Here is a 17910-nt window from a genome sequence, read left to right on the forward strand (position 1 = left end):
GTTCAGGATTACTTGACAGATGCAAAAGACTTTCTAGAGTGTATGGTTGTATTAGCAAAAGAGAAATGCTGATATTGATTCGCTCGTTGGCGAAGCAGGGGAAGAGGTAGGATATTGTAGTTAGCTGAATGACTACTATAGTTAGTTTCTGTAGTTAACGAAAAGAGATCCACCAAACAAATTTGCTATAATTTATTCAGGTGCATCTGTTAAATCTTTTATATCTTTAGAACCAAATATTAACAAGAAAATCAAAGCCAGCAGGGCTATGCTTTCAGACAAAGCCCGACCGGGAAAAGCGAGGTCTTTCTCTTTTTTCTTATCCTTTTGATAGGTCATGGATTAATCATCCTTTTCTATTCTTTTTTGAAAGGCCTCGAAAACTTCATCAATGGTCATATCGCCATTTTTCTTCAAAAACTCGGCCAATTTATTCGATTTTTCATTACTATTGTTCAACTACTTGCCTAGCAGCTCGACGGATACAGCAGGTGATCCACGATAAAGCTTTACAAAGTCCACCTTGAGCTTGCCTGTTAGCAATAAAGCTGCTGTAACGATGTCAAGATTTTTACCTAGAAATAAATCATTGGTCGTGTAGTCTGTAATTTTTCGGCAGTTCTTTCCTTTGTTTCCGTGCATAATAGCCAACAGCCCCTCTCTGTATAGCTTATGCTCGGTAAAATTAAGATGTATTCTTGGTTTGCAAGAAAAGGTAAGATCGCAAAATCAATTGTTTTTTCAGTAAAACATTAGTAGTTTCTATGATTAACGAAAGAAAAGCCCGTCAGAAATGACGGGTTGTTTATGATAATTTAAAAATAGGCCAGCGTGGTCATTGACAAACCGGCCAACAATGATAACCTACTTGAGGATTGATTATGTCATCAAGTGGGGGTCTGGAGAATGATCATGATAGAAATGATGCAAAAGATTTTAATGATGTACACTCACGAAGGTAAGTCGTATAGAGAAATATCCAGAATAACAGGTGTGCATCGAGAAACAGTTGGCAAATACATACGGCAATATGAAGAAAGAAGAGAGCAATTGTTGAAGGAGGGTAATAGCTCAGTAGACATACAGTCTTTGATTGATGCATTGACAACGGCTCCAAAGTACAATGTTGGAGTTAGACCTAAACGCAAAATTACCGATGAAATAATCGAGAAGATTAAGACCCACCTGGAGGAAAATGAAGCAAAAAGAAATCGAGGACAAAAGAAGCAACAGAAGAAAGCAATAGATATCTTTGAAGCACTTGAAGCAGAAGGTATCAATATAAGTTATAGTACAGTTCGCCGAACCATACGTAGCCTAGAACGTAAAGTAAAAGAAGCATATATCAAGGCGCTCTATGCGCCTGGTCAAATCTGTGAATTTGATTGGGGTGAAGTTAAGTTAAGAATTAATGGAAAATTACAAACATTTCAGATGGCCCTATTTACAACAGCTTACGGTAATTATCGAATGGCCTATTTATTCACCAAACAAACAACAGAATGCTTCCAAGAAGCACATGCTTTGTTTTTTCAACATCTCAAAGGAAACCATCAAACTATGGTGTATGACAACATGAAGGTGGCGGTAAAACGCTTTGTAGGAACAGAAAAAGAGCCGACAAAGGCTTTATTACAACTATCCATTTATTACGGATTTCAATATCGGCTGTGTAATATCCGACGTGGTAATGAAAAAGGTCACGTTGAACGCTCAGTAGAAGTGATCAGACGAAAAGCATTCGCCTTTCGTGATGAGTTTAGCTCATTAGCTGAAGCCAACCAATATCTACAGGAGGTATGTCAATTACAAAATAGTAAAACGCAGAGTGAGCATGGTCAGACAGCGATTCAGCGCCTTGAAGAGGAACATTCCTTTCTGCTCCCTTACTTACCACCCTTTGATGCGGCTAGAGTGACTTACGGGAGAGTCGATAAATATTCAACAATTACAATAGACCAAAATCGCTACTCTGTGCCGGATCATCTTGTTGGCGAGTTACTCATGATCAAAGTATACTCAACTCGAGTTTATTGTTTTCTGCATGAAAAACAAGTGGCTGAACATGATCGACTAACAGGTTGTCAAGAATGGCGACTTGATCTCAATCATTACTTGGAAACACTAAAGAAAAAGCCTGGTGCATTAGCTGGGAGTACAGCATTGCATCAGGCCCCTAAAAAAATAAAAAATCTTTATGAAACCTATTTTATCAAAAGAGAGAAAGAATTTATACAGTTGTTGCAATATATTCGTGATACAGCTACTTTTGCTGAAGTAGAGCAAGCAATAGCTACATTAAAAGCGATACACCCTAGTCACGTGACTACCGATAAAGTCAAAATACTGTGTGCTAAAAACCGTGATATGACAGTTGTACAAACACCCGTTTCTAAAACGGCTCAGGAGATTGCAGAACGCTCACTAGAGCATTTGCGTATGTATGATGATATGTTTCACACCCACTTGATTAAATCGAAGGAGGATAACGTTCATGAGCCGTTCGCAACTAAAAGCATGGAAAGAAGCTATACTGGAGTGTAGTAAAGAGCTTAAGCTACCTACATTACATAAAAATTTAGACGATCATATACAAGAAGCAAACCAACGCAATATTAGTTACGAAGAATTTTTGGCTTGTTTATTAGCAAAAGAATGTGAAGCACGGCAAGAAACAGCTCGCTACAATCGAATACATAAAGCTGAATTTAGACAAAAGAAATACCTTGAAGACTTATCTCTCTTGGATTTACCGGAAGATGCACAAAAGAAACTAAAATTGCTTAGAACACTTCAATTTATACCTGAAGGGCGAAACGTAATCCTAGCTGGAAATCCAGGTACAGGGAATTATCGAAAGTTTTTGGTTATGGAAAGATTTTTAGTAGCGCCTAAGTATTATGCATAGGCATTTCCAAAAATCTTTCCATAATAATTATTAGCGGCAGAGGTTTTGCAACCACTGAAGGATGTCCGTGTTTTCCTCCCACGCTGGAGTTTCCGTGTTGCTTACTTGAGGATATGCAGCTTCCAAAGCCTTTCTTTTGACCTCTGTATCAAACTTCAAATATATCTCCGTTGTAGTCACGCTAACGTGCCCTAACAAATCGCGGATGTAAATTAGGTTGACACCAGATTCTAGAAGATGTAAAGCCTTTGAGTGTCTCAGCATATGGGGATGCAAATTTTCCGGAAAAATTTCCTCAGGATGTCTGAGTTTTGCCTGCTTGTAATACTTATTGAGGATATACGTAACACCGGGTCTTGTAAACGATTGGTATCTGCTGTTGTAAAACAAAGGACTTTGCTGTCGCCCATTGTTAAGTAAATGGTTTTCAGTCATATAGCTTTCAAGAACACCTCGAGTTTTAACCATAATCGGGATATTCCTTTTTTTATAGCCTTTACCCGTCAAAGTGATCGTTGTGGGTTTGGTCAACCTCACATCGCAGACCTTAAGATCAATTAATTCCTGTACTCTCGCGCCAGTATCATAGAGAATGACCATTAATGCCAAGTCGCGGCGCCCTCGTTTCGTTGAAGTATCAGGTTGTTCAAACAAATAGGCCAATTGATCCATGGAGAGATGGGGAATCGTCTGCTGTTGCTTCTTCTTAAATGGGATGCTGATTATTTTTTGGCTCTCGAACAGGATTTCAGGATTCTCGGTCTGGGCATACCTGAAAAAACTGTGTATGGCAGCTAACCGCTGGTTCCGAGTGCTGATGCTTACATGCTTAGCCGTTTCTAGCCATTGTAAAAAATCCTTTATGTTTGCTGTAGTCACAGAAGTAAATGAAATCTTTTCTGGCTTGGTCTGTTTTTGCTCTTGCATAAACGCAAGAAATTGCTTGAAGGTGTCACGATAGGATTTAATCGTATTGGGACTCACGTTTCTTTGTCCGGGTAGAAAGTCCGTCAAATATCGAGTAAGGGTTTTCGCGAAATCAGTCTGCTTCATACGTTTTGACCTCCGGAATGATATATGAGCAGCTTTTTTCCACCTTGCTTGTTATCTCAGGATATAAATCAGCAGTCAGTCGCAAGTACCTTTGACTACCACGTATATCTTCATGGCCCAGATAGACCGAAAGATAAGGGAGACTATTATTAAGATCCTTTCCGTCTAAAACCCACTTCTTCAAGCAATGTACGGCGAAGGTATGTCGAAAATCGTGAATGCGAGGTCCTTTTCCCCTCCCTAAATGGGAGATTCCTGCTTTCCAGAGAACATGCCTAAAGAGCTTGTACAGAGTCGCCTCAGAATAATGTCCGCCATAGGGAGAAGGAAAGAAATACGGGTTTTCAGACTTTCCAAGTTCAACAGACTTGCAATATTCTTGACATCGCTCGTTAAGACTATCCGAGATTGGCAATATCCGTTCTTTGTTGAACTTAGTATCACGAATATATAAAGACCCATTGTTCAGGTCAACATCTTGAAGAGTCAGCTTCACCGCCTCGGAAATTCGGAGGCCACTTCCGTAAAGCATTCGAAGTAATAGTGGCAAGATTAAATGCCTGTTAGGTGCGTAACGGCTTACGGGATATTGATCGCAAACATCAAATATTCGTTTCAATTCAGTATTCGAGAATATGTAAGGGATGTATGAATATCTGTTTATGTTGGACATTGCCCGGGGATATACATACGCTGAATATCCTACGCGATTCATATACTCTGCCAATCCCCGCAACAATGAAATCCTGCCACACTGTGTGGCTATCGTTTCATTGGGTCTTCTAGCGGTCCAGTCCATCACCAGTTGCTTACTTAAAACCTTTTCTGTCAGGCGCTGGCTATGTATATAGGAGTCAAATATCTTTAGCAACTTGCTTCCTTTCCTAAATTCATACCCTACAGCCTGCTTCTCCGCGATAAAACCTTCAATTAAGGGAGATAGAACACTTTTGAATTGGTGAGCCTTAATCATCAAGCAGAACCTCCTCGGGATCAAGTGCGCAGGCTCTCAGCCCTTTCATATCAGCGTGCAAATAAACTGAAGTAGACTTCGAATCTACGTGCCCCAGTATTTCAGAGATCACAGCAAGAGAGGCTCCCTGTTCCAATAGCGTACTTGCTAACGAATGCCTCAACGAGTGAAGCCCGTGCCTTTTTCCGCGGGGAATTGCAATTCCGGCCAAGCGAGTATATTTTGTAATGATATTATGAAGATTGGCATTCTCACCAAAGGCTTCAAAAGGCGCGTTCAGTCGGACAAACAAATATGGCGTGTCGCACAAAGGTCGGGCATGCTGGAGATAATCGATGAGCGCCCATCCTACGTCATGCAAAATCGGATAGGCAACTTCAACTTTTGTTTTTTGTTGCGTGATGGTAATCGTTTTGGAAGTCCAATTTAAGTCCGAAAGTTTCAATGCCTTAATGTCTCCAGCTCGTATTCCAAGTTTTGCAACAAGAAGAAGAATTGCATAGTCTCGTTTTCCAAGTGGACTTCCACGATCAATCGCATCAAGCATCCTTCTTACTTCATCCGGTTCCCAGGTTGATGGTACGGGAGGGTAATAGTATTTATTCTGTTTTGGTACGGTCAGCGATAAGTCTTGTTTTATGTATTCGTTCAAATAGAGAAACCGCAAGAACACCCGTAGAGTCGTCAGAATCGACCCAATGCTTTTTTCATGATTGGGGTAGATGCTAATGACATAGTCGGAGATGATCTCAGGCGTAATTGCGCTTACGTCGGCAACTCTGCGCAGTGACAAATAATCGACAAAAAAGAATAATCGCTGAAGTCTGGTACGCATTCCGCGTAAGGAGTATTCATTGCTTTTGCATTCTTTTTCATATGCAGTTAGCACTGCCTCGAACTGCGGCGGCTTCACATAACCTTTGCGCTTCTTGATCCTACGAATGACAACACCATGGAGTTGGTAATCGCCGAGAAGCCGGACTGACCGGATGGCCTGTTTTGCTTTTGGGGGAAATGATTCCAGATAGTAGTCCGTTGTGCAGCTGTATTTTTCTTTTAAATACTCCTTTCCTAGGTTTTCGGAAAAATACAGCTCATTTCTGTCCTGTGCAAATGCACAGATCCTTTTGAACGAAGCTCTCAACCCACATACGGTGTTGTATGCGTAGTTCAATCGTTCAAGTTCCTTGATCACCTCAGCAGAGAGCGCTTCAATCGGTTTTCTTGTTTCCATGACTTACCTCCCAATAGACATGATAGATTCATTATCTATTCTGAGGTGTTATCGAAAGAAATCAACGTACAATCCTTGATATAGCGGGAGATACGCTCATTTCTTTCCATAACTAAATACTTTCGATAATTTCCTGTCCCAGAATTACCCATAAAAATTACATGTCGCTTTTCGTTTATGTATTGACCTTGGGCTAGGGCTAAGATACGGGATTTACTCACTGTGGATATTAGACTGAAGTCAAAGGTTTCTAGAGTTTTGATCTGTGGAAAACGTGCTTGTTTAATCCTTCTGGCAACCATATTTTCCTCTCGCTGGTCTAGCTCCTGACGGAGTAAAGCACTTAAGAACTCTAGATGGTTAAAGTCTCGATCTTGTGCCTCCCGCAGTAGGTTGGGCAGTGCTTTTGCTGCTGCCGGTAAACGTAACTCCTTTAGGTAATGTGAAGTCGTCATTTGATTCATGCACCAACACCACCTTTAACCAAGCTCGCATAACGTTGCAATTGGGTGGGAGCTACTTGGCCAGTCGGTTTCATAACCTCTGTTTTGGTGCTACTTACTGTTTTTGTACTTGGTTCATCAATTGTGTCGACGATCTGTTCTACATCTGCTGGATTAAGTCTGTTTTGCTTTATAGCTAAGGTTAGAGCTTCACTTACTATGTGGACAGGAAAGCGTTTTAGTAATAACAGTACCTTTACAAACTGGCGGTCTCCTTCTTCTGGGTCCATACTTTGAACCACTTCATGGTACTTGGCAAAGGGTTTAGGAAGATTCGCTTGCCGTACTGGTTTTGCTTGGCCTACAGCACGAGGTTTGCGTTCCAAAAGCTTTAGGTAATGCTCCAATTGAAACATTTGCTTTCCTGAGTCGTAACAGCGTTCGTGGGCGGCTATTTTGCTTTTTTGATAATAGATTTCTATTTTATCCACATAGCCTTTTACTGTGACCATTTTACCAGTGTACTCGGTGGGCACTGAGTATTGATTACGGTCAAACTGCACCAAGCTAAAACGGTTGACTTTGGCTTCTTTTCTGTTACAGCAGTCAAATGTGTGAATGGAGATGGGTAATAGCTTGTCTCTTTCAAGCTCAAAGGCATCCCAGAAACTTTGCTGATTCCGTCCCCTTGGCCTGGCATTCAGTTTGCGGCAACGTTCTTCAATCCAGTTATTGAGGGCCTCGATGGTAGGGAATTCGGGTACTGGCGTGAAGATGTGCCACTTAACGTAGCGAGCTAGAGCCTCTATTTTACCTTTTTCGTTTCCTTTAGCTCGATTACAAAATTCACTATCAAAGCCATGGTGAGCCCGAAACTTGACAAAAGAATCCTGTTCCTCTCGTTTGCGTCCTACAAGTACACGCTTAACTGCAGTTTTTAGGTTATCGTAGAGAATGCTTTGTGGCACGCCATTAAAGAAAGCAAATGTCTTCTCGTGAGCATCAAAAAATGCTTCTTGTCTCTGGTGTGGGTAAAAACGGATATAAAAAGCACTACTGTTGCTAAACCGCATTAAAAATAAATCGCCCTTAATGTCCTGACCATTTATTCTTGCCACAGCAGGGGTCCAATCACATTGAGCACGGCCAACGGGGTCATGTTCTAGAGGAACGTAGGTCTCAACACGTTCAATGTTCAATTCGTGCTTTATTTCCTTTACCCAACCCCTAACTGTTGATGCACCGCCTGCAAAACCTTTCTCCTCTTGGAGGCGTTCATAGATACGACTCGCGGTGTAGCGTTGTTTCGGTGGAGCTGTTAGATTCTCGACTATCCAATCCCTAATGATGGGAGCATATTGTTCTTTAAGTGGTGCTGGTGGCGGCACATTTCTTTTGTACTGTGTAACTTCTTCTACAGAACCATATAGGATTTTGCGGATTGTTTGGCGAGAAAGCCCAGTATCCCTAGAAATTTGTCGGATTGACTTACGTTCCTTAATGTGAAGATCTTTGATATACTTATATGTATCCACCTTGATCATCCTTTTCTACCTGCCTTTGCTGTTGTCTCGTCAACTCCAGCTTAGCAGGTTTGATGGTCAGGGTGGTCAACTTTTTTTCTAGCGTTTTTTATTCTAGTGGTCAATTTTTATTATAGCGATTGCAATCACGTTAACGCTGCCATTCGTAAGATAGCAACATTATATCGTCGTAAGGAGGTTGCCTAGATTATGTACGAAGTTCATAGTTTAACTTCGCCAGTGAATGATATTTTAGATACAGGTAGGAAGAGGGTTAGGTCGTTGGTGAAGCAGGGGAAGAAGTAGGGTTGTTGTAGTTAATCGTTTGAGTTAAGGCTGTATGTTATTGAAAGAGAAGCCCGTCAGAAATGATTTCTGGCTGGTTTTTAACCAAAAAGGACTGCTTATCGCAGTCCATCTAGACAAGTATTAATTGCTATTTTATTAAGTGTTCTATTTTAGTTCGTACACTATTTAATACTTCTGTGTTCACTTTACCAAATCTTTTCCTGATGATTCTTTTTGAAAGTGTATAAACTTTGTCTGCTCTTACTGCTGATATAACTTTAAGGGCACCCTCGTCTAAGTCTTTTTGTTCAATCAAGACTGAATAATCAAGGTCTTTTAATTTTGATGTAATAGCAACAACAAGAACATCATCGGTTATTTGATTATAATCATCATTTGAAATAATTAGAACAGGACGTTGTTTACTACTTGTTAAGTCACTGAATGGAACTGGAATTAAAACAATATCACCTTGTTTATGCATCATTCCAAACCTCATCATCTATATCATTATCCCAAAAATCAATACTACTTTCACTCGCTTTTGTTAAATCTTCTGATAAACTTTTTTCTTTTTTTGCTTTTAAATATTCAGCAAAGTCTAAGATTTTATTGACTTCTTGCTCTGGAATTTCATCAATAATTTTTAATAGTCGTTCCTTAGCAGTATTCATGATGTTCTTCACCTCTTTCATGAGTATTTTATCTTACGAAACTCTCGTTGTTAAATAACTAGCCGTTAGCCGTCATGAGCTAAAGTTGCCTTTTACTGTTAGCCTACCGTGAATATAACTTTTTTAACAAGACTTCGCATCTTTCGATCTCTTTCAAAATAGATGTCTTTTTTGATGACTCTCGTTTATTCGACTCTAATAATTCAGGAATCGCTTCGCTGCTTCGTTAGTCTCAATTACGATGTCTTCTTCAAATGAAGACGTAGGCATCGGTCAATCACCTCTTACAGCAATTGTAAACGATAATTCAGTATAAATAAAGTTCAATCGTAGAAGTCAGCCATTTATCGCCATCCCAATCTTCTCAACAGCGTTAACCTTCAACTTCTGCGAAACACATCCGTACTTCTCCATGAAGTAGTCCAAGTGTTAATGCCCATAAGCTCCTGTATAACCCACGTCATCCCACCGAAGGGCCAGCAGTTCACCAACTCGTAACCCCGTTCCTAGCAATAGTTGAAAAGCGATACACAGTCTGTCCTCTTTGGCGATGGCAAGGAAAGTCGCCATCTCCGTTGGACTCATATAGGCCATATCGGTGTTTTCGTTGTTATTTTCTTTTCGTGGTTTATGTACGGTATTAGCAATGTTGACCGTTACATGACCTTCTTCAACAGCTTTTCGTAAAGCCGACCTAGCTGTAAACAGAATCAACTAAAGTTATCAAGACCCAGAAGGCTTATCGTAATAGCTGGACTCGCTTTACCGAATGGCTGGCGAAAGAGAACCCCCCCACAAGACTTTTTCTCAACTTTTTAAGCCAATGCAACAGCAATCGTCAGAGGTCCAAGACGGCCTATGAACATAGGAATGACTGTTGTAGTTAATTGCGTGAGTCGTTTGAGTTAAGGCTGTAGTTATCGCTGTAGAAAGAGAGGCCCGTCAGAAATCATTTTTCTGGCGGGTTTTTACGTATATGCTGTGAACTATCGCACCCATTAGTTAAACAATTATTTGGCAAAAGTGCAGGCTAAAATTATTTTTTATTCGGCTACTTTATGCCACTTAATATCATCAGTATTGAATACATTTGTATCCTTGGGAAGACCATAGTAAAAAAGTTTTTCCCCATCTTTATTAAATGCAGTAGGATTAAGTAAATATATTTGTTTACTAACTGGAAACAAGAAAGTAACACGTTCTCCCATGTTAATTCTCTTACTTTTTACATTAGGCTCTACACCAACTTCTATATATGAGACTTCTTCATCGTTGGAGATGATACTTATAAAAGTTGCGTCCGTATTTCCTGTTGAGACGTTTAGAACACCAGCTGTTTGAATTTTATCTGAGCTATATGGTGTATAGGTTGATACATTACTACGATAAAAAAGCCCATCTTTTTCAGTTAATACAGTTCGGTATAACTCTTCCTTGTCACTTTTAAACAAAAAAATAAAAGATGAACCTACTTTATATTCGCCTATCAACTCTGCATCGTTCTCAAGGAAGGAATGATTTTTAGCAGAACTTACTGCCGTAAACCTAAATTCACTAATAAAAAATATAAATACGATAACCAATAAAATAGGAAGCGTAATCATTAACTTTTTCATACCTTATCTCCTCTCTATATAGTAGACCCCTACAATAATAAAACTCTTGTTCCACTAAACTGCTCGCTAGTTAAATAAATGCTCGTAATCCATCATGAACATAGTAGCTTTTTGCCGATATCTTACCGTGAATATAACTTTTTATCTCTTACGGCGAAGGTTTGCTTTCGCCAGGAGTTGATGAAACTTCCTCGTAAGATTCCGTTGCAATACGGCTGTTCCTTTCGACGTTGTAACCACAAAGCCTGTATCTACATTCTGTGAATCGCCACAGAAATATCTAATTTGCCTCCTGTTACGAAAACAGGGTAGGATAGGTATATTTCCCATACCAAAAGGGGTAACGAATCAAACGTGGCCAATCTACGAAGTAGCTGGATAAGGGTCTTTTTAGTTTCATAAAAAGAGGGAGGACGGTGTCTTCCAAGTACAAAATCAGTTAACGCCTCTCTTATTGAAACAGTCGCTTGTAAAGTGGATGAATTTGTCCTAGGATAATACGTATATACTCTTGCCGGAAACAATTCACCAGAGAATTACATAGGGGGGAAGAATGAGTGATATGACGAATGGTAAAGCTATCGCTTCACTGGTACTGGGTATATTCTCCATATTATCTGCTATCTTAGTATCTATAGGACTTATACTTGGTGTTGTTGGCTTAATTCTTGGAATCTTGGGACTACAAGAAATAAAACGTCTTGAACAAAAAGGTAAAAACATTGCAATAGCAGGAATTGTTTGTAGTAGTATCGGTGCTCTTCTACCCATATTGGCAGTTATTTTTGCGTATACGGCTTATCTGAACTATACTAATTATTAAACTATTAGGTGTAATTAATAGCTAATGAAAATCCTCACAAAAAAAGATTCTTAAGAAAGGCATCTCCCAATACGAAATCTAATTGGAGGAAAGTTGACGGAGCTGTGGAAAAGTCTATGGGATAAACCTAAATGCATTATCTGTAGCAAAGAGATCAAGGGTAATGACGTTGGCCGTCCAAGAAATCTACAAACTGGTCAACGGCAAAGAAATTGTAGGTGTTATCGTCTACGTCTATCCACTACTAGCTTTGGCAGGCCGTAATGTGGTAGCTGGCCTTTACGAAATGACCTCCCTCATTTATCAATAGAATAACTGTAGTTGAATATATCCGTCCGACTTTTTGTGCACCATTTTGTCGGTTGTAGAAAGAGAGACCCGTCAGAAAATTTTCTGGCGGGTTTTTGCAATAAAATGTTACAGCTTAAATTTTCATTCCATCAAGATTTCCAGCATTCTTTTTCTATTCATAAGAAATTCTCTGGTAACACGAAAATGCTCTGTTTCTTCGTAGGCAATCACAGCGATGCCTTCCTCTGAAAAGTGCATAATCGTTGCGTCAGGATAGGCCATAATAATTGGTGAGTGAGTAGCGATAATGAATTGTGAATCCAAACCAACTAAATCATGGATTCGAGAGATCATTGCCATTTGACGAGTAGGAGAAAGTGCAGCTTCTGGTTCATCTAAGATATAAATTCCACGACCCATAAAACGGTTCATGAATGTTGCAAAAAACGCTTCACCATGCGATTGATGATGAAGAGACTTGCCACCATACGAATCGATAATGCCAAGAACATCAACATTTGTAGAGAAATTATAAAAACTTTCTGCTCGTAAAAAGAATCCGTCTCTAGGTTTTTTTGGACTGCGGATTACTGTAAGATAACGGTGTAAATCTGAATGAGAATCCTGGGTAGAAAAGTTAAAATTCTTCGTTCCACCTTCTGGATTGAAACCAATAGCGACAGCAATAGCCTCTAATAATGTTGACTTACCTGTGCCATTTTCCCCTACAAAAAAAGTCACTTTAGGATGAAGTCTGATTTCATCTAGTTCTCGAACAGCTGGTAGGGAAAAAGGATATTCCGAATATGAAGGTAATTCTTCTTTACGAATCCGAATACTTCGGATATACATATCTCGCTTTTCTTCTAGCATCTATGCACCACCAAACAAATTGCAGAAAAAGGATTCGATGTATGTACGATTTATTGTAACATATTGGGCTCAGTTTGGCATAAACGTATCGGGTGGACAGGGCGTGAATCGAATATAGAATGTCGCCTCTGAATATTACGGTTCCAGAGAGCCGCAATTCCGGTGGTAGTTGAGCCACTTCTCCGGAAAAAATGAGCCACATTTCCGGAGGTTTTGAGCCACATAAAAAACACACAAAGCTACTAACACCGCCTAAATGCCGTACCCGTTCGAGACTGACGGATGTCAATGGGCCTCGAAGAGGCGGGCGAAGCCCCTTGCCATTGACAGACGGCGGTCTCGAACGGACAATCTAGGTGGCGGTGTTTGTGCGACATCGCTATAAATAATGCCAAGTACCTTAAGGGGCTCATTATCCGGAAGGGTGGCTCAAACAATCCGGAATAGTTGCTTGAAGCACGAAGAGTTTCGTAATCTCAGCAACCCAAAGCTGTATGCTCTACTGCCTGTAGTGGATCGAGAATACTATCAGGACAAGCCAGAAGAACACTTGAAGAAAAGTACTGAAGTGATTCTAGACAGTACATTATCTTTGGAAGAAAAAAGGAAAGTGCTATTTAAGCCAATCTCTTAGCTGGCATAGTTCACGAAGATTCGTTGTAATTATAATAACACAGACATAGCTTAAATACGGCCTGTGCCTGTCTCTCTCTATCTCGACGAGTTCCTTCCATATTATATATACGTGTATTAATGTACAGAAAAGTTGCAAAAATTGAATATGAAGAAGTAGCAATGGCGAGGGCGTGTTAACGACATCCTGATAAAGTGTCCAATACGGAATATCCAGTTTTTAACAATATGCAGTTAAAGGTTCGTCAACGTAGGGAAGCAGCTTTTGATTGCACAGCAGCAAGGCATAACTTTGGTTGAGTTGATAAGGGTCAACAAGATTACGAATCCGAACATGCTTTATGTAGGCGAGAATATTGCAAGGGGGCAGCGAACGCCACAGGAAGTTATGAATGCTTGGATGAACAGTCAAGGGCATAGGGCAAATATCCTTAAATGCGAACTTTGATACGATTGGGGTGGGGTACTACAAAGGAGCATGGGTGCAAATGTTTACGAAAAGCGTGGGGCATTAAGCCTCACGTTTCTTTTTGATCGTAAAAAAACAAATTTACGTTCTTGTAGAAGGGGTTAGTTGACTATGAATAGAAATACATAAAACAGAAAATTGGTTTATTGCACCATCTTTTTTTAGGTAAAGGTTGAGGTGAATAATATGGAGATAAGCAGTCGGCTTAAGCTTACTATTTTACTTCTTGTCCTTTTCTTATTATTTGCATTGAGGGAGCATATCGCAACAGCCTTGTGGGATTTTTTTGCTCTAACTATCGGAATAGTTTTTTTCTATTATGTTGGAGACCTACTTGATAAAAATATTAAATCTAAGAAGATGCGGTATTCTATATATCTAGCTTTATTCATTGGTAGTTTTTTGCTTGTTGTATTTAGCAAGTAAACTACAGCCTTATATCTAAACAGACCCAACTTTTTTTCCAACCTGTCACCCTATAACTACACTACTCCCCTCACGACACATCTCCACAAAACGAAAAAAAGACTGCCACCACAGTCCCCACAGCCCTTTATCTAGGCAGAAAATGCCGTTGCTAGTGCTAAAACAACTAGATATAGTGGTCAGCACACCTGCGATTCAAAAAACCGTACGAGTTGAGATCGTAGCGTAATCTGGCCACGGATAAGGGAAAAACTCAATAACGTCGCAGTTTTAGCCAACGGTTTTACATATTTGACCTCCAAAACCGTAGGTTGCGGGTTCAAGTCCTGTCTCCCCTGCCAAAACCTTTGAAACTATTGATATATCGGGCTTTCTGGGCTTTTTGAAAGCTTCAAGTAAAGCACCGAAAAATCGTTAAAACTGTGATAAAATTGAGTAAACCGTTGGCCTATTTACAAAGTAGGTCAGCGGTTTTTTCGTTATTTCTGGCCAGAAAACTTGTCAGAAAGGCGATGAAAAGACGATGAGAAAAATGAAAAAATTGTCCGTAACTTACGACAGCTGGGAATCAGCGATGGAGGATTTTCTTTTTCAAAAAGAAAGTGAGAACCTTCGTCCTCGAACCATCGAAGATTACAGAAGCCACATTAGCCGTTTCTTCCGTAACCACCCCGAAGCTTTCAGTGGCTCCAAGCAAGCATTAACTACAGCAGTTAAAGAACACTTTTCCGGCACCAAGTCCAATAACTACTTTAACGGCAAGCTACGTACCTTATCGCCATTTTTCCGGTGGCTACACAGCCAAGGCGTAATTCCCTGCAATCCCTTAGAGAACATTAAGGGTAAGAAGCAGACGAATCGTATCGTTGAGTTATCGACAGAGACGTTAAAAGAGTTATTACAGTAGCCAAACCGTCAAACCTTTGCAGGGTTAAGGGATTATACGTTGATGCTTACGTCCATCGAAGTAGCTGCAAGGCCCAATGAGTTATTGTCGTTAACTCCGAATGACTACAATTTCCGATCACGTGAGTTAATTATTCGTGAGGAACATGCGAAGACCCATGAACAACGGACGTTGCCGTTGCTACCACAGGTGGTCAATGCGATTAATGAGTTTCTACGTTACAGACCTGATGAATGGGGCAGCGATGTGCCGATCTTCTGCACAGAAGATGGTAGGAAGTTAGCTTTGGAAAGCTGGGGGAAGAAAGTGAAGGCTTATGGTAAGAACATTGGTGTTCACGTAACGCCATATATGTTTAGACACGCCTCGGCCTTGCATCATTTGCGAAATGGGGCAGATGTGTTTACGGTTCAACGTATTCTTGGTCATGCTGATTTGAATATGACGAAACGATACCTAGCGTTAACTCAAAGTGATGTGAGGGAAGTTCATAGCTTGACTTCGCCTGTGAATGATATTTTGGATACAGGTAGAAAGAGAGTTAGGTCGTTGGCGAAGCAGGGGAAGAGGTAGGGTTATTGTGGTTGACTGTAGGCAGAATGACTGTTGTAGTTAATAGGTTGAGTTAACGCTGTAGTTATTGGTGTAGAAAGAGAGACCCGTCAGAAATGATGAACTGCACACTGTCTACTTGACAGGGTGCAGTTCAAAAAATTCTGGCGGGTTTTTACGTATATTGCTGTTGAACTGTCGCTCCCGTTAGTTGGATAATTGACTGGTAGTCGTTATCGACAGGAGTTGGTAGAGATTCTTACTATCTGCTGCCCAGATATTGACAAATAGCCAGTTGAAGTATTAAAATATATAATTGGACTTTAATATACGAATTCTATAATAAATAATTGCGAATTAAGATGCAAAGATGCCTTGTCTCATATTAGGATATAAGCTAAGAATAATTCAATAAGGTAGGTTGATAAGTAGAGAAAGCTAGGTGGTTCAGTGACCGATTTGATAATTAACACAGATTACTTTGTGTTTTTATTTGCCTTATTACTTCTAACAGGGGTAGTTGCCACCAAGTTTTCAAATTATTTAGGTGTGCCTGCCTTGGTTCTTTTTATTGGTGTAGGTATGCTAGTAGGCAGTGATGGTTTAGGATTAATTGATTTTGCCAATGCCTCATTAGCTCAGTTATTTGGTATCTTAGCCCTTATCATTATTCTTTTTGAGGGCGGGATGCAGACAGATTGGAAAAGAATCCGACCGGTTCTTTATCCATCATTGTCTCTCGCTACTGTTGGTGTGTTATTAACAGCAGGCGTTGTTGCTGTTGCTGCCAAGTACATATTAGGTGTTGGTTGGCTGGAGGCACTGTTGTTTGGAGCTATCGTTGGCTCAACCGATGCAGCGGCCGTATTTGCTGTTCTTAAAGGACAAAGTATTCGCTCAAAACTGTCTTCTACCTTAGAAGCAGAATCAGGAACGAACGATCCGATGGCTATGTTTTTAACACTTGCTCTTATTGAACTGCTCCTGAGGGATACGTCAAGCTATTGGTTGATGATACCATCTTTTATTTGGCAAATGGGAGCTGCTTTGGTTATTGGATATACAATGGGTCAAGTGGCTGTAGCTATTATGAATCGGATCAACCTTGATTCTGGCGGACTCTATCCTATATTGGCACTTGGCTTTGCCGTACTTGTTTATAGTTCAACAGCTTTGATAAATGCCAGTGGACTGCTTGCTGTTTATATTTTAGCTCTTGTTATTGGAAATTCGGATGTACCTTATCGCCATTCTGTCTTTCGATTTAATGAAGGATTTGCCTGGATGATGCAGATTCTAATGTTTATTGTTTTAGGTTTGCTTGTTTTTCCTTCTCAACTGATTGGCGATGTAATTATTAAGGGGCTTATACTTTCTGCTATTCTTATCTTATTGGCGAGACCTATAAGTGTATTTATTAGCTTGTTGTTTTTTAAGTTTTCCATAAAGGAAAAAGTTTTTCTTTCCTGGTCAGGACTTCGTGGAGCAGTACCGATTGTTCTGGCTACCTACCCAATGTTGGCCGGTCTTGAAAATAGCCAGATGTTTTTTAACGTTGTATTCTTCGTAGTTTTGACTTCGACTCTGATTCAGGGCTTAACAATGTCTCCACTTGCTGAAAAACTAGGCTTGACTGGTGATAAAGCACCCGTATCTCCTCATAGTTTAGAATTGGTTTCAATTGGCCAGGCTAACGCAGATATAATAGAATATTTTTTGAGTGAAGACGATGCAGCCGTAGGGAAACAAGTGATTGAGCTTTGTCTTCCTGATAGTGTATTAATCGTAGGGCTTATTCGAGATGGTGAATTAATCGCACCAAGAGGACAAACAGAAATGATGGCTAATGATATAATCTACGTCTTAACACCGAAAGAACACTCGAAAAACTTAAAAATTTGGTTTAAGCTTGGTCGCTGTTCTAGTTGATCGTTTGAGTTAAAGATGTAGTTGCGATTGTAGAAAGAAAAGCCCGTCAGAAATGACGGGTTTTTTGGCGTAAGCAATCCACTATTTTCGCTGATCCAGTTGATCGTATTTTCGTTTTGGCTACCTGTGGCTATCGCAATGCTCGCTAAGCTATCGGAAAGAATCGTTGAGTTATCTGTAGTCATCCATTAACTCAACCTACCATGCCGTAACTCTGCTGTTGTTCCTTCATCGCCATCCCTATCTTCTCAACAGCGTTAACCTTCAATCTCTGCGAAACACAACCGTACTTCTC

19 protein-coding genes and 2 pseudogenes are annotated in these 17910 nt (G+C 40.1%); 9 read left to right on the forward strand and 12 right to left on the reverse strand.

Going from position 1 to position 17910, the window contains the following annotated elements; translation table 11 throughout:
* Positions 1–192: 192 nt before the first annotated feature.
* A complete protein-coding gene (locus F9B85_RS14450) occupies positions 193–339 on the reverse strand; it encodes a hypothetical protein (protein ID WP_170270488.1) in 147 nt (48 codons plus the stop codon).
* Positions 340–459: 120 nt separating this feature from the next.
* On the reverse strand, positions 460–642 hold the full coding sequence (locus F9B85_RS14630) for a hypothetical protein (protein ID WP_207707113.1): 183 nt from the start codon (positions 640–642) through the stop codon (positions 460–462).
* 264 nt (positions 643–906) lie between these two features.
* Here F9B85_RS14630 and istA (F9B85_RS11880) point away from each other — a divergent pair, with 264 nt between their 5' ends.
* On the forward strand, positions 907–2544 hold the full coding sequence (istA, locus tag F9B85_RS11880; protein ID WP_151621218.1) for an IS21 family transposase: 1638 nt from the start codon (positions 907–909) through the stop codon (positions 2542–2544).
* Positions 2495–2908 (forward strand): ATP-binding protein, encoded by a 414-nt coding sequence (locus F9B85_RS11885; RefSeq protein WP_151621220.1) that lies wholly within the window; start codon positions 2495–2497, stop codon positions 2906–2908. Before istA (F9B85_RS11880) ends, F9B85_RS11885 begins: the two co-directional genes overlap by 50 nt.
* A 30-nt stretch (positions 2909–2938) precedes the next feature.
* On the opposite strand, the gene F9B85_RS11890 is transcribed toward F9B85_RS11885, so the two are convergent.
* The 9 genes from F9B85_RS11890 to F9B85_RS11930 all read right to left on the reverse strand — a co-directional run bounded on the left by F9B85_RS11890 (position 2939) and on the right by F9B85_RS11930 (position 10712).
* A complete protein-coding gene (locus F9B85_RS11890) occupies positions 2939–3961 on the reverse strand; it encodes a tyrosine-type recombinase/integrase (protein ID WP_151621222.1) in 1023 nt (340 codons plus the stop codon).
* On the reverse strand, positions 3948–4934 hold the full coding sequence (locus F9B85_RS11895) for a tyrosine-type recombinase/integrase (protein WP_151621224.1): 987 nt from the start codon (positions 4932–4934) through the stop codon (positions 3948–3950). The genes F9B85_RS11890 and F9B85_RS11895 overlap by 14 nt, the downstream gene beginning before the upstream one ends.
* Positions 4927–6168 carry a site-specific integrase gene (locus F9B85_RS11900; protein ID WP_151621226.1) on the reverse strand — a complete coding sequence of 414 codons (1242 nt, stop codon included), beginning with the start codon at positions 6166–6168 and terminating at the stop codon, positions 4927–4929. Before F9B85_RS11900 ends, F9B85_RS11895 begins: the two co-directional genes overlap by 8 nt.
* Positions 6169–6203: 35 nt before the next feature.
* On the reverse strand, positions 6204–6632 hold the full coding sequence (locus tag F9B85_RS11905) for an ATP-binding protein (protein WP_151621228.1): 429 nt from the start codon (positions 6630–6632) through the stop codon (positions 6204–6206).
* Positions 6629–8146 carry an IS21 family transposase gene (gene istA / locus F9B85_RS11910; protein ID WP_170270490.1) on the reverse strand — a complete coding sequence of 506 codons (1518 nt, stop codon included), beginning with the start codon at positions 8144–8146 and terminating at the stop codon, positions 6629–6631. Before istA (F9B85_RS11910) ends, F9B85_RS11905 begins: the two co-directional genes overlap by 4 nt.
* A 424-nt stretch (positions 8147–8570) precedes the next feature.
* Complete coding sequence (locus F9B85_RS11915; protein WP_243138201.1) at positions 8571–8909, reverse strand: type II toxin-antitoxin system PemK/MazF family toxin; 339 nt, start codon at positions 8907–8909, stop codon at positions 8571–8573.
* On the reverse strand, positions 8899–9096 hold the full coding sequence (locus tag F9B85_RS11920) for a DUF2281 domain-containing protein (RefSeq protein WP_151621232.1): 198 nt from the start codon (positions 9094–9096) through the stop codon (positions 8899–8901). The genes F9B85_RS11915 and F9B85_RS11920 overlap by 11 nt, the downstream gene beginning before the upstream one ends.
* 429 nt (positions 9097–9525) lie before the next feature.
* The gene (locus tag F9B85_RS11925) at positions 9526–9810 is read right to left on the reverse strand and encodes a site-specific integrase (protein ID WP_151621234.1); all 285 of its coding nucleotides are present in this window, start codon (positions 9808–9810) and stop codon (positions 9526–9528) included.
* Between the two features lie 329 nt (positions 9811–10139).
* Positions 10140–10712: a hypothetical protein gene (locus F9B85_RS11930; RefSeq protein ID WP_151621236.1), complete on the reverse strand. Its 573-nt coding sequence runs from the start codon at positions 10710–10712 to the stop codon at positions 10140–10142.
* 553 nt (positions 10713–11265) lie between these two features.
* On the opposite strand from F9B85_RS11930, the gene F9B85_RS11935 reads away from it, so the two are divergent.
* On the forward strand, positions 11266–11535 hold the full coding sequence (locus F9B85_RS11935; protein ID WP_151621238.1) for a DUF4190 domain-containing protein: 270 nt from the start codon (positions 11266–11268) through the stop codon (positions 11533–11535).
* A 163-nt stretch (positions 11536–11698) separates the two neighbouring features.
* Positions 11699–11845 (forward strand): hypothetical protein, encoded by a 147-nt coding sequence (locus F9B85_RS14455; RefSeq protein WP_170270491.1) that lies wholly within the window; start codon positions 11699–11701, stop codon positions 11843–11845.
* A gap of 122 nt (positions 11846–11967) precedes the next feature.
* Here F9B85_RS14455 and F9B85_RS11940 read toward each other — a convergent pair whose 3' ends face one another.
* The gene (locus F9B85_RS11940) at positions 11968–12699 is read right to left on the reverse strand and encodes an AAA family ATPase (RefSeq protein WP_151621240.1); all 732 of its coding nucleotides are present in this window, start codon (positions 12697–12699) and stop codon (positions 11968–11970) included.
* A gap of 424 nt (positions 12700–13123) precedes the next feature.
* Here F9B85_RS11940 and F9B85_RS11945 point away from each other — a divergent pair, with 424 nt between their 5' ends.
* From F9B85_RS11945 to F9B85_RS11965, 5 genes and pseudogenes are all read left to right on the forward strand, one after another.
* Complete coding sequence (locus F9B85_RS11945) at positions 13124–13333, forward strand: hypothetical protein (protein ID WP_151621242.1); 210 nt, start codon at positions 13124–13126, stop codon at positions 13331–13333.
* A gap of 345 nt (positions 13334–13678) precedes the next feature.
* Positions 13679–13847 (forward strand): annotated as a pseudogene (locus tag F9B85_RS14840) (CAP domain-containing protein); the annotation flags it as partial.
* Between the two features lie 903 nt (positions 13848–14750).
* The gene (locus tag F9B85_RS11955; RefSeq protein ID WP_207707115.1) at positions 14751–15134 is read left to right on the forward strand and encodes a site-specific integrase; all 384 of its coding nucleotides are present in this window, start codon (positions 14751–14753) and stop codon (positions 15132–15134) included.
* A 33-nt stretch (positions 15135–15167) separates the two neighbouring features.
* Positions 15168–15707: pseudogene (locus F9B85_RS11960) on the forward strand (tyrosine-type recombinase/integrase); the annotation flags it as partial.
* Between the two features lie 438 nt (positions 15708–16145).
* Positions 16146–17615 carry a potassium/proton antiporter gene (locus F9B85_RS11965; protein ID WP_151621248.1) on the forward strand — a complete coding sequence of 490 codons (1470 nt, stop codon included), beginning with the start codon at positions 16146–16148 and terminating at the stop codon, positions 17613–17615.
* Positions 17616–17910 lie beyond the last annotated feature (295 nt).

The organism is Heliorestis acidaminivorans (genome assembly GCF_008933955.1).
In the GTDB taxonomy this organism is placed as follows: Bacteria; Bacillota; Desulfitobacteriia; order Heliobacteriales; family Heliobacteriaceae; genus Heliorestis; species Heliorestis acidaminivorans.